Genomic DNA, 16,833 nt, shown 5'->3' on the forward strand with positions numbered 1-16,833 from the left:
CTAGGATGGCTTGGTCGAAGCGTCCAGGCTGATACGCATGAGACTGGCGAGTTCGCGGGTGGGGGCATTTTGGTTAAGGTTGGTGACGAATTTCTTGCGCCAGTCCTTCTTGGCCAAGCTGCCGTCCGGCGTGAACACCGTGTCGGCGTACCAGCCCCCCAGGTCGATCTGCGGCACGTGGGTCGGCAGATAGGGATAACCCGAGGCCAATAACTCTTCCTTCATCCTGGCCAGGGTGACAGGGTCGGGGACGTTGGGGATCTCCGCCCGGTCGTAACCGCTTTGCTCCTGATAAACCCGGGTGGCGTCGATCGAGGTGATGTAGCCATTGCCGTCGATGTCGGCAATCATCAGGGGATCAAGGTCACGCCAAGCGACGAAGCCGCTATCGGTCTTGACCAGCACGCGCTGGATCAGGGTGACGTCGTCTTTTTCCAGCTTCTGGCTGCCGTTGACGTCGCCGATATAGCCGACCACGTGCAGGGCGTCGTCGTCGGCCGCCGTGGTGGCGACGCCGTTGACCATCACCTGGCCGATGTCGAGCACCTGACGAGCGAAGTAAGGCGCGGTGGCCGGGACGTCGGCCTGCAGGTTGAGCAGGCTGTAGGTGCCCGCCGCCAGTGCGGTGGGCGACTCGATGTGGATGACGGTATGTCCGGCGATCGATGTGTCCACGCTGAGCGTGATGCCTGCGGGTAGGCTGCCAGCCAAGCTGGCGCCGCTGATACGCAGCAGCGCCGGGTCGTGGCGAATGACGAAGGCGAGCGTCTTGATATCGCCGGCACTGGTTAGCTTGAGCGGGATGCCCTGCCCCGTCGCCGTCGGCACGTTGACCCCCTGACCCGGTCCGCGCAGGAAGTCGGGGAGACTGAGCCTGACCGTGCCGGGTTGCTGCACCGTGAATTGGAAGACGAAGTCGTCACCGGGCAGGTAGTCGCCGTTGCCGTCCAGCGTGCCTTGAGCACTGTGGAAGGCCTGAAGACCACTCTTCAAGGTCAGGGTGTAACTGTCCGGCGCCAGAGCGAGTCCGGTTTTGTGGAAGCGGAAGCCCTTGCTGTCGGCGTCGACGATCAGGGAGCCTTTGATGACGCCGCTGCTTGTACTGGTCAGGATCACATCGGCAGCCCCCAGTCCCACCAGCGCGCTGTCGTACAGGTTGATGACGGTGGGATCGAAAGCTTCGTTGAAACGCACTGCGAAGCCGTTGCCGTCGTAGGCCAGGTGGGCGACCTGCAGCGGCAGCGGCAGGATTTCCAGGGTGAGCGGATTGAGCTGGTAGAGGCCGTCTTCATCCCGGGCCTGGGCGCGGATCTGCACGGAACCGCCGAGGCCCTGGTAAACATGACTGGCCTGGTTGGCATCGCCGGTGATCGTTTCGACCACACCGTCGCCCCAGTCGAGCTCCCATGCCGTGATCGTGTCGCTACCCGGGTCGCTATGACTCAAGTCCACCGTATAGGTCTCGCCGGTAAAGCTGTGGTCGTTGCCGGTCAGGGTCAGCAGCGGCGCCACATTGGCGACATGTACGTTGAAGCTGTCCAGCGCGAAGGCCCCGGCGGCATCCGTGGCGCGCACGGTGAAGCCGTAGTCGGCCTCGCCGTCCAGCGCGGCCCAGGTGATGACGCCGCTGACGGCGTCGATGCTGGCCCCGGCGGGCGCTGCGTCCAGACTGTAGGTCAGGCTATCCCCGGCATCGACGTCATGCGCCACCGCCTGCAGTTCCAGCCCCTGGCCTTCCTGCGCGGCGACCTGATCCAGCAAGTCCAGCACCGGTGCATCGTTGACCGGCTTGACCGTCAGGCTGACCGTCGCCACGTTGCTGTCGACCTGACCGTCGTTGACCTTATAGGTGAAGCTGTCGGCCCCGAAGTAATCGGCCGCCGGCGTGTAGGTGAAACTGCTGTCGGCGTTGAGCACCAGGACCCCATGGCTCGGACCGGTGACGATGGACAGGCTCAGCGCCTGGCCGTCCGCATCCGAGTCGTTGGCCCGCGGATCGAAGGTCTTGGCGGTGTCCTCGGTCACCTCGATGACATCGTCCTGGGCCACCGGCGCGGTGTTATCGCCGCCAACCTGGACGTCGTCGATGACGACACGGCTGCCCACGCTGCCGAAGCCGAGCAGATCGAAGTAAAGCACCGCCGCATGATCGAGTGCCACGCCGGCCAGATCTATGGTCACGGTGACGGAAGACGACAGGCTGGCCGGCAGTTTGCCCGCAACCAGGCCATCGATATGCACCGACGCAGCGGCATGCACCGTGCCATCGGCCTGGATGTTGAGCAGCGCATCGGTCCCGTCCATGCCGACGATGCCCGCTAAGGGCGATCGGGTCACCGCGTCGAGCAAGGCAACTTCGAAGGCGTCCTGCGGACCGCTGCCGCTATGCGAGAACAGCGCGTCGGTGATCTTGAACGACAACTTCCCGCCCTGGCTGGGCAGGTTGAAGGTCTGCTTCAGGCCCGTGGCACGCGTCGGGTCTTCGGCCAATACACCCTGACCGTTGATCACCCCGGCACCGCCGGAGAGTATCCAGCCGAAGTCAGGTGAGTCGACATCGCCAACGCTGAAACCGCCTTTGACCGGAACGCTCGGGATGGCGCCCGTATCCACACGGGCCGGACCGATGAGCACCGAGGTGCCGACTTGGCCGGTGACCGGTTGACTACCGCGCGCGGCCACGAGAATTTGCGCGTCCAGCGCCGAGGGCAGCTTGCGTTGCGACAGACTCAGGCTGTCGGCCATCAAGTCGTCGGCATATTGGGTATCGCTCAGGTGGTTCCCGTCGCCCGACAGCATCACGCTGATATCTTGCGTAGTGAATACCGGCACACCATCCGGTCCGGCAACGACATGCCGGTCGAAGCCCGAGTAGCCTTGCAACATACCCAGCGTGTGGCCCACTTCGTGCGCCAGCACGGTGAACAGGTCGTAGCGGCCGGCAGCGGCGGAATTGGGATCGGCAAACTCGGACGCATCCAGTGGCGTGGCATCGACGAACCAGCCGTGACCATCCGCGTTCCAATCCAGCACGATCTTGCCTTCGGAGGGTTTGCCGTCTGCATCGAGTCGGGTGATGTAGGCGTGGCCCAATTCGCCTTCGGGCAGGTCGGCGATGCTGACACGGACCCCCATGTCGGCCAGGCCACCCAAAGCTTGCCTCCACAAGCTCAGGGCGGTGTCGCTAAGCGACAGGGCCGCCAGGGTATCGGATAGACCGTTTTGGTCCGGCAATGCTACCTGCACTACGTCGCCACGCAGATTGCCGTTAGGGAGTAAGGTGGGCTCGTGGCCCGACAGGAAGTCCGGAATATCTCCCCTACGGATTTCGTCGTAACCATAGAGCGCCGCCAAATGGTCGGCCACGCCCCCCCGAGTCGGGAATATGGGCGTGGGGATGGTAGGCGTGATTTTAGGCAAGCCTTGTTGGCCCCCGATCAATTGTATGGGCTGCGGGAGACCATATGCCTGCGCAAAGAGATTGGTCACCTGCTGCTCGCTGTAGCCCGCGAAGGCTGGCTCAGCACGAACCAGCTCCGGATACGCCTGGGCGACGTTCGGGAAGTTCTGCGTAATCCATGCCGGGTCATAGTAGTGGTTGCCCGCGCGACTCAGCCATGGGCTGACGGCGCCGCCATCAAGGGCTGTCTCGACGGCACCCTGGAAACGGTTGCGCAGGAAATTGTCGGCAAAAGCGGTGACCTGGTCGATTTCCGCCTGACGCGCTGCATCGATCGGTAGCGGACCGCTGGGGAAAACCGTTTCAGGTCGAGAAACGCCGTTGTAGCGGCCAATTTCGTCCAGGCGCACCTCCAATGGATCAAACACTTGAGTGAGTTGAATCGGGCGCGGGCCAGTCATGGAACCGCCACCGCCCGGCAATGGGAAATGGCCTTCGCGTGATGCAGAGCTGTCGGAAATCGCCCCGAAAATTGCCCTCCGTGCCTGTGCGATGCGTACTTCGCGTTCCGTCGCCTTGCCCTCGCCCCAGCCGGCGTTCCAGTGCAGTCCGCCATCGCTTGCAAGAGCCGCTGTGCGTACCTCGGCGGCGTTCGGGAGGGTTTGTATCCCCTTGCCGGTAAACACATTGACCGGCCCCGGATCGCCAATCTTATTAGCGATCATATGGTTGCTAAGATAACCGCCCTCAGGCGCGTGCATGGTGAAGTGAGCGCCGTGGATGAACGAGGCCTCCTTGTCTCCCGCCTTGATGAGTGCCCGGTTCAGCGGATCTACTACGCGATCGAGCACTTCCTGGTTGTTGAGATACTTCCCTGTTCTATTGTCCTTGACCCAGGCCAGATCAAGGTCGCTGCGATACCAGCGACCGGTTTCGGGATCGCGCAACACGCCGAACCATGATTTCGCCTTGATAGCTTCCGGTTTGCCTGGCAGGCCAAGCGCCGAACCGATTTTGGTAACCAAGGCGGTGATGGGATCGGGGGCGGCGCGTATCGCGATCTCCAAGTCATTAGCATGGGCGAAGCTATTGATGACCGCTTTTTGCCGTCCGGTTGCAGCGCTTTCAGGCCCCAATTTCTTTGCCTGCTTCTTGAGTGCGTCGAAGACCTCGCCTCCCAAGCTCTTGGGCTCCTTCGGTTTCGGATTGCCCACTACGCTGTCGACGCCGGTGTAACGGGGCGGTTCGATGCCGTGCTGAACCAAGTTGTCGACGTGCTGTTGCGTATTTCGCCCAAACCCTCTCGCCTGCAGATCCTCAAAGAAAGGAGCCAGGGCCCTGGAACGTTCCGCCCGCTTGGCGTCATCCGCCGCCCGCGCGGCTCTCATCTCCGTCACGATCTTCTCCGCGCGGGCCGCTCTCTCGGCGGCCTGTTCCGCACGCGCGGCACGGCTCGCGGAACCCATATCCAGCAGAGCTTCCGCAGCCGTCACGGCGCGCTTTCCTTTCGCTGCGACGCCCGTAGCGGCAAGCGGATCCAGAACGATACTGGCGATGTCCGTGGCGTCCCTCGCCGCTTTCAGAGCATCCCGGGTTTTTGGCGAGAGCCTGTTGAACTGCTTGTCCTCCCATTCCTCCAGCCGGGCTGTGAATCCCTTTTCCGGCGAAATCATTCCCGGCAGGCTGAAGATCAAATGCAACTTGTCGGTGCAAGGGTCATTCCATTTATCGACGATCGGGCCTATCGACTCGTTGTAAAGCAAGTCGGCGTTCTTCTTGAACGACTCGTTGCCGGTCGCCTCATACAAGCCGGCGTTGATCGTTCCGCCGATGACTTTCAAGTTGAAATAGGTGAGATCCGCAACCCCCCAGGCCAGATCCGCGACGCCTGTCGCGAAGGATGCAAAGAAATGCCCGACCGCGACTGGAGCCGCCGCCAAGTCTCTGCCAACCTCGGAAAGTACTTCCATTGGCAGGGATTCCAGCCCAAACGGATCGATCGCATTGAGCGGACTGTTGCCGACGTATCGATACAGATTGATATCGCCGGCAGCGAATCCCTTGGGATCTTCGCTGATGAAACGGCCCAGGGAAGCATCGTAGTAGCGAGCCCGGTAATAGTAGAGCTTGGAGTCGGCGTCGAATTCCCGTCCCGTATAGGTGAAGCGCGGCTGATAGGCTGCGTCCGTCTGGTTGGTGATCTGCCCGAAGCTGTCGTAGGTCAGATGGTCATGTACCGTACCGGAGGCGTCGATGACATCGCGCACGCTCAGGATCTGGTCGGACAGCAGCCAGTGGATTTGGCCGTTAGTCTCTTCGGCCAAGACCATGTCGATCTGCGGCCCATAGACGTAACGCTCTTTAATCCCTCCCGCATCGTCAAATACCAGTCCGATCTGGTTGCGATCCAGAACGTAGTGTTCCGTTTGAGCCGCACCGGCGCCGCCGCCGTCGGCGTCCAGCGTGCTGGCTATCCGGCGGTCGAAGCTGTCGTAGCGGAACGATTCCGACTTCAGAACCTTGCCTGAAGCATCCCTGACGTTCAAAGCCACGAGCCGGTTGCGGTAGTCCCACTGGTATTCTGTTACCCGGCCGGTAGCGGTCTCGGTTGTGCGAACACGGTTGCCTTCGCCGTCGTAGTCATACGTGTAGGCTCCATCGGACAGCACGCGGTTATTGGCGTCATTGACGACACCCGCGTTGGCTGAATTGCCGTTGGCGTCGTACTCATACGAGTTATCGAGTTGATAGCTGTAGTCGGCGCTGATCAACTGGCTCAAAGCGTCGTAGCCGAAGGTGGCGGTACCGTCGGTCGAGACGAGTTGGGTCAGCCGGCCGGCGGCATCCAAAGTCAGCTGATAGTCGGCAATCTGCCCACCGGCGCCACCGTGAGCCAGGCGCACCAGTCGTCCGGCACCGTCGCGCGTGTAGGCGGTGGAAGCAAGCAGCGTATTGCCGTTCAGATCGCCATAGCGGCGGATGCTTTCGAATTGGCCGGCAGCGTCATAAGCGAGATCCACCCGCTTGTCGGCGACGCCGGCGCCGCTCTGGGTGATGCGGATGACGCGATTGAGGCCGTCCTGTTCATACCGGGTCGAACCTGCGGCCTGACCGGCGATGGTCTCGTCGACCGTATCGAGGTTGCCCGCCGCGTCGTAGCCGTAGGCCAGAACCACGTTCGGGACACCCGGCGTACCGGCATTGTCTTCCAAGGTCATGCGGCCCAGGAGGTCGTAGGTATAGGTGCAGGTGGAGTCGATGTCCGACACACGGGTCAGCTGGCCCAAGGCGTCGTAGATACGGCTGATGGTCCGTATCGGATTGCTTTGGGCATCCAGCCATTCTTCTTTGATCTGGCGACCCAGATCGTCGTAACTCCAACGCGTGGTGCGGCCGTTCCGGTCAGACTGGGTACGACGATGACCCATGGCGTCATAGGTATACGTCGTCGTGGCGCCGTAGGGGTCGATTTTTTTGACCAGACGGGAGAGACGGTCATACGTAAATTGAGTCACCCCGTTCAGGGCATCCGTCACGGTCAACAGATTGCCCAGCGCATCGTAAGCGTAATGGGTGGCCGGGGAAGCCTGAGATCCGCTGCCGTCCGGATCCGGCGCAATCGTTTCGATGCGGCGGCCGGCAGCGTCGTAGACGTATTGCGTCACCGCGCCCAATGGGTCGGTTTCGGAAACCAGCCGGCCCGCCGCGTCATAGCCATACCGCGAGGTCGCGGCGATTTGCGGGCCGCTGCCGTCCGGATCCGGAGCCGTGGTTGCGACGATACGGTCGAGGAGGTCGTAACTGTATAGCGTGGTATGCCCGAGCGGATCGGTCACGCTGGTCAGGTTGCCCATCGCATCATAGCCGTAGCGTGTGACCGGCGAGGTCTGCGCGCCATTGCCGTCGGGATCGGCGTCGATGGTCTGGATGCGGCGGTTGAGCGCGTCGTAGAGGTATTCCGTCTTGTGGCCGAGCGGATCGGTCACGCTCACCAGATTGCCCACGGCATCGTAGCCGTAGCCGGTGACCGGAGCGTCCTGGGGACCCGAGCCGTCGGGGTCCGCGCCGATGGACTGCGTGCGGCGATGTAGTCCATCGTAAAAATACGCGGACGTCGCACCCAGCGCATCTGTCACACTCACCAGGTTGCCCATGGCATCGTAGCCGTAGCTCGTGACCGGCGAGGTCTGCGGCCCGGCGCCGTCCGGATCGGCACTGATGATCTGTGTCCGGCGATTGAGGGCGTCGTAGCGATAGCGTGTGGTCGCACCACTCGCATCGGTCGTGCTCACCAGGTTGCCCATGGCATCGTAATCGAAGCTCGTGACCGGCGAGGTCTGCGGCCCGGCATCGTCCGGATCGGCCCCGATGATCTGGATGCGGCGGCCCAGTGCGTCGTATCGGTATTGAGTTGTGCCGAGCAAGGCATCGGTAATCGCGATCACACGCCCCTTGGCATCGTATTGGGTCGTGGTGGAATGGCCCAATGGATCGATGGTTTCCACCAGCCGATTCAGCGCGTCATAGCCATACTGGGTGACCTGGTTTAACGGGTCGGTCACCGTCAACAGGTTGCCCAGGCTGTCATAGGTGTATTTGGTAAGCGGCGAGGTCTGCGGACCACCGGCCCCGTCCGGGTCGGGCTGGCGCAGCGTCGTCCGCCGGTTCAGCGCATCGTATTCGTAGCTCGTGACCTCGGCCCTGGGATCGGCCACGCTGAGGACCCGGCCCTGCGCGTCGTAGCTGATGGCCGCATCCTTGCTCAGCCTTACTTCCGTGACCCGGTTGCCCAGACCGTCGTAGCTGTAGCGGATCACCGGCGCGTCGAGGGTGCCGGCCCCGTCGGGGTCCGCCATGACGGTCTTGACGAGACGGTTCAAACCGTCGTAGGCATACGACGTGACTCCGCCCCTGGCGTCCTTCGTCGACGCCAGATTGCCGAAATCGTCGTAGGTGAACGTCGAGACCGGCGAGGTCTGCGGACCACCGGCCCCATCCGGGTCGGGCTGGCTCAGCTTCGTCCGCCGATTCAGCGCGTCGTATTCGTAACTCGTGACCTCGGCCCTGGGATCGGCCACGCTGAGGACTCGGCCCTGCGCGTCGTAGCTGATGTCCGCATCCTTGCTCAACTGAGCCTCCGTGACCCGGTTACCGAAACCGTCGTAGCTGTAGCGGATCACCGTCGCGTCGAGGCCGCCGGTCCCGTCGGGATCCGCCATGACGGTCTTGATGAGGCGGTTCAGGCTGTCGTAGGCATACGACGTCACTCCGCCCCTGGCGTCCGTCGTCGATACCAGATTGCCCAAGTCGTCGTAGTCGAACGTGGTGACCGGCGAGGTGTGCGGACCACCGGCCCCGTCCGGATCGGGCAGGCTCAGCTTGGTCCGCCGGTTCAGCGCGTCGTATTCGTAGCTCGTGACCTCGGCATTGGGATCGGCCACGCTGAGGACTCGGCCCTGCGCGTCGTAGCTGATGTCCGCGTCCTTGCTCAGCCTCACTTCCGTGACCCGGTTGCCGAAACCGTCGTAGTTGTAGCGGATCACCGGCGCCTCGAGGGCGCCGGCCCCGTCGGGGTCCGCCATGACGGTCTTGATGAGGCGGTTCAAGTCGTCGTAGGCATACGACGTGACCCCGCCCTTGGCGTCCTTCGTCGACGCCAGATTGCCCAAGTCGTCGTAGGTGAACGTCGTGACCGGCGATGTTCGCGGACCACCGGCCCCATCCGGATCCGGCCGGCTCATCTTGGTCCGCCGGTTCAGCGCATCGTATTCGTAGGTGGTAGCCTGCGCCTGAGGATCCGCGGTACCGGTAAAACGCCCGTCGCCGTCGTACGCGATCGCGGCATCGTGGGTCAAACGGACTTCCGACAGCAGATTGCCCGTCTTGTCGTAGCTATATCGCGTCACCGGCGTGCCGAGACCGCCGGCTCCGTCCGGATCCGCTTCAGTCATCTTGATACGCCGATTCAGGGCATCGAATTCATAGGCCGTGACTTGCGCCCGTGTATCGGTGGTGTCGACGAAGTGCCCATCGCTGTCGTAGAAAATATCGGCGTCGTACGTCAATCGGACTTCCGACAGCAGATTGCCTACCTTGTCGTAGCTCAAGCGCGTCACCGGCGTGCCCAGACTGCCCGCGCCATCCGGATCGGGCTTCGTCACCTTGATGAGCCGTTTCAGGAGATCGTACTCATAGCGGGTGGCTTGCGCCCGAGGATCGGCAGCAGCGATGAAGTGCCCGTCGCTGTCGTAGGAAATGTCGGCGTCGTACGTCAAACGGACTTCCGACAGCAAATTGCCCACCTTGTCGTAGCTCAAGCGCGTCACCGACGCCGCCATGCCGCCGGCGCCATCCGGATCCGCAGTGACGGTCTTGATGAGACGGTTCAAGCGGTCGAACACATGCGAGGTCACCCCGCCCCTGGCATCCGTCGTCGACGTCAGATTGCCGAAGTCATCGTAGGTGAATGTCGTGACCGGCGAGGCATGCGGACCGCTTGCACCGTCCGGATCCGGCTGAGTCATCTTCGTCCGCCGGTTCAGCTCATCGTATTCGTAGGTGGTGGCCTGCGCCCGAGGATCCGCGGCGCCGGCGAAACGCCCGTCGCTGTCATACGCAATCGCGGCATCGTGCGTCAAACGGACTTCCGACAGCAGCTTGCCCGTCTTGTCGTAGCTGTATCGCGTCACCGGCGCGTCGAGGCCGCCGGCCCCGTCCGGATCCGCCTCGGTCATCTTGATGCGCCGGTTCAGGTCGTCGTAGTCGAAGGTGGTGACATGGCCGAGCTTGTCGGTCCGCGACATGAGGTTGCCCACAGCGTCGTAGGACGTCAGGGTCTTCTGATTGTAGGCGTCGATCGCTTCGATCTGGCGGTTCAGCTTATCGTAGACATAGTGCTCGGTGTTGCCGCGCGCGTCTTTCTGACTGAGCAGGTTGCCCACCAGGTCGTAGGTGAACGCGGTGACCGAAGCGGTCTGCGGGCCATTGCCATCCGGGTCTTCGCTGGTAATGGCGATGCGCCGGTCGAGCAGGTCGTAGCCATAGGTGGTCTTGCGGCCCAGTTCGTCGGTCTGCGTGATGACCCTGCCGACCGCGTCGTAGGTGTGCGAGCCCGTATGCCCCAAGGCATCCGTCCAACTGACGAGCCGGTTCAGTTCGTCGTAGCCCGCCAGGGTCACGGCACCGACTGCATTGGTCACCTTGATCTGGTTACCCACCGCGTCGTATTCGTAGAGGGTGACGGGCGAATCCGGGCTGCTGTTCCCGCTCACCGGATCGGGCTGGGTGGTCTTGATCAGGCGATTGAGCGCATCGTATTCGAAACGCGATATCCGACCGAGTTCGTCGGTCGAGCCGACCAGGTTGCCCACGGCATCGAAGCTGCGCAGTGAGGACTTGTCCATCGCATTGGTGGTGGACACCAGACGGTCGAGTTGGTCGTAGCCGTATTCGGTGCGGTGATTGAGCGCATCCACCATGGCGGTGCGATTGCCGACCTCGTCGTATTCGTAGGTCGTGACCGCCGCCGCAATGGCGCCGCCCGGCGCCGGCTCGGTGACCCTGATCAGGCGATTGAGGTCGTCGTAGGCGTAGTCGGTGCGATGGCCGAGGGCATCGATCTCGGCGGTGGTATTGCCGATCTCGTCGTATTCGGTCCGACTGACGCCGTTCAGCGCATCCTTGGTCGCGATGAGGCGATTGAGCTCGTCGTAGGTGTATTCGGTAACCCGTCCTTCGGCGTCGGTAAAGGTCTTGTTGTTGCCGACCTTGTCGTAACTGCGCTTGATAACGGTGCTCAGCACGTCGGGCTGGTCCGGGCTGGGCATGTGAGTCTCGATAAGCCGGTTGAGCTCGTCGTACACGTACTCGGTGCGGCGACCCAGGGCGTCGATGGTCGCGGTGACACGTCCGTTGAGGTTGTACTCCGTAGACGTCGCCTTGTTTTGCGCGTTGATCACCTTGATGACGCGATTGGCCTCGTCGTAGAGATACTCGGTGCTATGGCCGAGGGCGTCGATCACCTTGCTGCGGTTGCCGGCCGCGTCGTATTCAAATCGGGTTACGGGCCGCTGAGCGGGGCCGTTGTCGTCCGGATCGGGCTGGGTGATGGTGATCAGACGGTTGAGCGCGTCGTAGCCGTAGTCGGTGCGGCGGTCCAGCTCGTCGATCGAGGCGGTGCGGTTGCCCACGTGGTCGTATTCGTTGCGGGCCGCGTGATGATCGGGGTCCGTGATCGAAATCACGCGATTGCGCAAGTCGTACTGGTAGACCGTCAAACGGCCCAGCACGTCCTTCACCGAGGTGACGTTGCCGGCGAGATCGTACTCCGTCGTCGTGGCGTGGTTGAGTGCGTCGATGACTCCGGTGCGCCGGTTCACCGCGTCATAGACATAGACGGTGGTTTGGTTCGCTTCGTTGGTCGTCGAAACCAGGTTGTTGGCCGCGTCGTAGACGTTGACCAGTTCCTTGCCCCGGGCATCGGTGCGCTTGACCAGACGATCTCGAGCGTCGTACTCGTAGCGCGTCGCGTGACCCTCGGCGTCGATGATGGTCTCGGGCGTGTGGCCCGCGCCGTAACGGTATTCGGTCACGCCCCCCAGCGCGTCGGTCGCGAAACGCTGGCGGTAGCGCAGGTCGTAGCTGTAGGTGGTGCGCTGGTGCAGCGCGTCTTCCATCCACTCCAGTTCGCCCTTGGCGTTGTAGTGGTAGGTGGTGACGCCGCCGTCGGCCGCCGTGCGGGTGAGCAGTTTGCCGAGCTGGTCGTAGGTGCTGGAGGTGATGTGGCCGTTGGCGTCGGTCGAGGAGATCTGGTTGCCGGCCTGGTCGTATCCGAATTCAAGAACCGGGTTTACAGGGTTGTAACCGGCTAGAGGGCCTCCAGGTTGGCTATTGACCTCAACCACAGGCTGGATGGTACGAACCAGCCGGTTCATCGCATCGTATTCGAAAACGGTAAGCTTGCCGTTTTCGTCGCTGATGCTGGCCACGTTGCCGGCCAGGTCGTAAGTGTAGCTGCGCGTGCTGGCGTCCGGATTGCGCACGGTGGCCAGGCGACCTTGCGCGTCATAGAAATACGCGGTCTGGTGGCCGTAGGGATCGGTGGCGGTGTGCACCATGCCCTGCGGATAATAGGTGTAGGCCCATTCGCCGCCGTCGGGGTTGCGCATCAACTCCACATTGCCCTTGGCGTTGATCTCGTACGTGGTGGTGCGGTGCAGCTCGTCGGTGAGGCTGGTGATCTGGTTGTAGGCGCCTTCGTAGGTCAGCTCGGTCTTGGCGCCGGGAGCGGACTCCTCGTCGCTGAAGCTGGTGCGGTTGCCGCGCTCGTCGTAGGTGGAGACCACCACGTGGCCTTCCTCGTTGGTATAGCGCAGCACGTTGCCCATGGCGTCGCGCTCGAACTTCTCGACCAGGCCGTAGGTGTCGCGTTCTTCCAGAACCTGCCCGCGCTCGTTGAAGGTGACGGTTTTTTCGTTGCCGTTGGCGAACGTGTAGGTGGCCGTCAGCTCGTCGAGCTTCTTGCTTAGCACGAAGGCCGGGTTATCGCGGCTGGCCGTGTCGGCCGGATTGGCCAGGCCCTGCACCTGCCAGGCGTCGACCGCCACCTCGGTGCCGTCCGGACGATGAGCCGTCTCGGCGCGTCCGTGGAAACCATAGGTATTGACCTCGTTGCCGCCGAGCTTGTTGATCTCCAGCGTCATGTGACCCTTGGTGTCGTAGCCGAAGCTACGCTCGGACTGATCGGGGTCGGTGATGCGTGTCAGGTCTTTGCCGGTGTAGCCCAGGTGGGTCACGCGGCCGGCCGGATCGGTGATGCTGGTGACCTTGTCGCCGCTGTAACCGAACTGCGTGACCAGCTTGGCCGGATCCGTGATGGACAGCAGCTTGCCGCTACTGTCGTAGCCATACTGGGTGACGTTGCCGTAACGATCCGTGACGCTGATGAGCTTGCCGGAGACCGGCTTGCCCTGCGGATCTTCGGACGGCGCGCTATAGATATAGCGCGTGCCGTCTTCCAGCGTACGCCGGTAGGTCCCGTCGATGAGCTTTTCCAGCCTGGACTTGGCGTCCTGACGCGAGGTATAGGTCTTATCGACATCGCCGTCCGGGCAGGTTCCGGCGGCCATGGCAGGTTCCGCTTCGAGATCGAAGGGCTGCTGGTTGCCGCCGCCGTCGCTGATCTGCACGCTGCCGTCCGCGCCGACGTTGAGCTCCTGCAAGCCGGAGAGCGTCCAGCCGCGGCCGAACGCGCTCTGCGACTTGTTGTCCAGCATCAGCGTACCGGTGCTGACGCGATCCTTGCCGAACAACTTGGCGTTGATGGTGTAGCCGTAATAGCCGGACGGCAGCGAGCTGAGATCGGCCTGCAAGGCCACGCTGATGTCGTTGGCGTTGGACGCGACGCGCCAATACCGTTTGTCGGTGGTCAGCGAGCCGTGTTCACCGCTGAAGGTGACCTGAACTTCCAGCAACGCATCGCCCGAAGTCGACAGTTCACTGGGTTTGGCCTTAGCCAGATATTGCTGCAGCTCGGCTCCGATATTCTCCCAGCCGAAGTTGAGGATGGGGCTGGCGTCGGCCGACAGCGAGTTGTAGACCAGCTGCAACTGGTGGGTCTGGCCCATGGACTGGTAGGACACCAGGTTGTGGGTTTCGACCACCGCACCGGTATCGAGCTGCACCTCGGAATTGTATTTGTCGTCGGGGCAGTCCTGCGGCTTGTCGATCTCGGCCAGCAGATCGCGCACACCCAAATCGGCTCGGGCGTCGATGCCCCACTTGCGTCCCAGCATGAGCTGGTTCCACACGCGCGGGCCGGGTGCGGTCGAGGTCGGATGGGCCGAATAGCCGCGCGGCGAGCCGCCCGTGGCGATGGGCGCATAAGGCGAAATCACCACATCGGGCGGGACAGTCGGACGGCCTTGCGCGTCCACGATGAGCTGATTGTTGGCGTCCAGCCAGTTGCCATCGCTGTTGCGCTTATACGGCAGTACACCACCGGCCGAGTTTACATAATGACCATGGCCATCCATCGCGTAGGGAACGCCGAACGTGAAACGGCCGGCCACCGAGTTGGCGCTGATGATGCGGTAATCCGCCCGGATGTCGATCTCGCCGTTGAAGCCTTGCAGGTCTTCCTGCAGGGGCATCAGCTCAGGGGAATTGTGGTAGAAACGCTCGATCGGGTACCTCAGCATCAAGTCGCGCATGGACGAATCGTAGGTTTCCTCGACCTGGCCGACCAAGTTGACCAGGCTGTACACGAAGCTGGCGCCGGTACCGCCCTCCCCTGCGGACACGCCGCGGTAACCCGCGTACAGATAGTTGTAGCCGCTGGCGAAAACCAGGTTGTCGATGACGCCGATCGGTATCGGCGTGGTGGCCGCAACCAACTGCCCGTCGCGGATGATGCCGATGTTGCTGCCCGACGGCGGCGACCCGCCGTTGGCATTCGGGTCGGACGACGGTACGCCCTGGATGAAGCGGTTGAATCCCGCCACGAAGATGTATTCGGGGTGCGAACCGATGGACGCTTTCAGCGCATCGGCAGGCAGCACGAGCAAAGCATGGGCGTTGTTGACGTCGAAGGTGTCGTTGCCGGAACCCAGCGTCAGGGCCGCCAGGGGTGAGGCAATGCCGTCGAAAGCCAGCGGATCGTCGTTGCCGACCACGAACTGGCCAATGCCGCTGGGATCGTCGATGTGGCGGTCGGTATACAGGACGCGGCTGGGATCGCCGGTGCTCTGCAGGGCGTAGGTTTCCTGCCCGGTCTCGAACGCGCCGATCTGCTCCCAGTAATGGCGGGTGTTCTGGTCGGGGTCTTCGGGCTTGTCGGCCGGATCGATGTTGACCACGACGAGGCGGCTGCTGGCCAGGTCGGTGGCTTCCTTGGGCAGGCTGCCGTCGCGGTTGGGCGCGGCCGCGTACAAACGCTTGCCGTCGTCCGACACCATGATCTGGCGCAGGCCGCGCCCGGCCGCATCGACCTCGATGGTCTGCACCAATTGATGGAACTTGGCGGATTTCGGGTCGATGTCGATGACGTAGATGCGGCCCTTGGGCAGATTCGGGTTGGACGGATCGGTGTAGGCGTTCTCGTCGGCCACATAGGCGTAGTGATCTGTCTTGTCGATCTCGATCCAGAACGGCGACGAGCCGGCCGGCAACTGGATCTGATTGATGCCGGGCTTATTCAGATCGGCATCGACTTGTTGCAGCGCCAGCATGTCGACCACGGCCACCGAGGACTGTCCGGACAGCGTGACGTAGGCGCGCGTGTGGTCCTTGCTCAGGGTCGTGTCGCGGGCGAAGCCATAGGGCACGCCGGGAGCCGGCTCCAGACCGATGGGAATGCGGGCCACCAACTGCAGCGCCGCCGCCGCTTTTGCTAAATCGGGCTCGGCCGGATTGCCCTGCGTGTACACGCCCAGCTCGGCCTGAGTCTGGCCATTGTGGATGCCGTACATCGCGGCCACCACGTAGTCGCCCGCCGCCGGCAGCGTGATCCGGTTACTGGCGTAGGCCTTCTCGACCGGGATGATCTGGTGGGTACATTCGTCGTAACCCGGCACGGTGTCGATGCGCACCAGTTGCAATTCGGCGATGCCCGCGATGACTTGCTGCGGAATGCGCACCACGATTTGTTCGAGACCGCCACTCGATTGAGTGACGGGGCCGACCACGTCGGCCTCGTAGGCCTGGTCCTGTTCGCGCCAGACGGCGACGAAGCGGGAGCCCGCCGTACTGCCCGCCACCGAAGTGAACTGACGGCCCGTGAGAATGGCCACGGGCACCGTCTCGCCATTGATGTTGCGGAACTCGAAAGCCGCCGCTTGCAGGGTCGGAGCCTGGGGCACGGTGTTGGCAGTCCGCGCTATGGTGGCCTCGACCTGGTTGACGGCCCCCGGATCGAGTTGCACATCCACGCTGGTGACCACCGGCAGGCCGGTGGTCGGGATGGCTACATAGCTGATCTTGCTGACGTCGAATGTGACGGCGAAGAAAGGCGAGACGGTGGCCATCACGCCGGGCAGCGTCGCCGCGATCGGGAAGGCGCCGATCGGCAGGTTGACCGTGAGTTTGCCCGCCGCGAGCGTGACGGATTCGGGCGGATTGACCAGCAGGTACAGGCCGGCCGGTTGAACGCCCGGCCAGGGCGGCGAACTGGTGCGCGCGATGTGGTCGGCCCCGACCACGGCGACTTCGTCCTGCCACCAGATCGGGCTGATATGGCCCTGCGCATCGGGTATCGTGCCGTAGCGCAGCAGGTAGAGCTGCTTGCCGACGGGAATGTCGTCGGCCACCTTGATGGCCAGTTGCGCCGGGGTGGCGAGGGCATCGCCGCCGAACTCGAGCTTGTAGGCGGCCAGGTAGTCCCAGCCTGCCGGCATGGGCAGGTCGGCGGGCAGACCGGCCTGGTCGACATGGGTGAA

General features: G+C 63.0%; 1 protein-coding gene (cut by a window edge). It reads right to left on the reverse strand.

Features of this window, described 5'->3' with window-relative positions; genetic code table 11:
• On the reverse strand, positions 1 to 16,833 hold the 3' end of the coding sequence (locus tag JWZ97_RS06130; RefSeq protein WP_205433913.1) for a CARDB domain-containing protein. Its footprint extends 22,101 nt past the window's final position; only the last 16,833 of its 38,934 coding nucleotides appear in the window; its start codon lies off the right edge, out of view; its stop codon occupies positions 1 to 3.

The sequence above is a fragment of the Methylococcus sp. EFPC2 genome (assembly GCF_016925495.1).
Lineage (GTDB): Bacteria > Pseudomonadota > Gammaproteobacteria > Methylococcales > Methylococcaceae > EFPC2.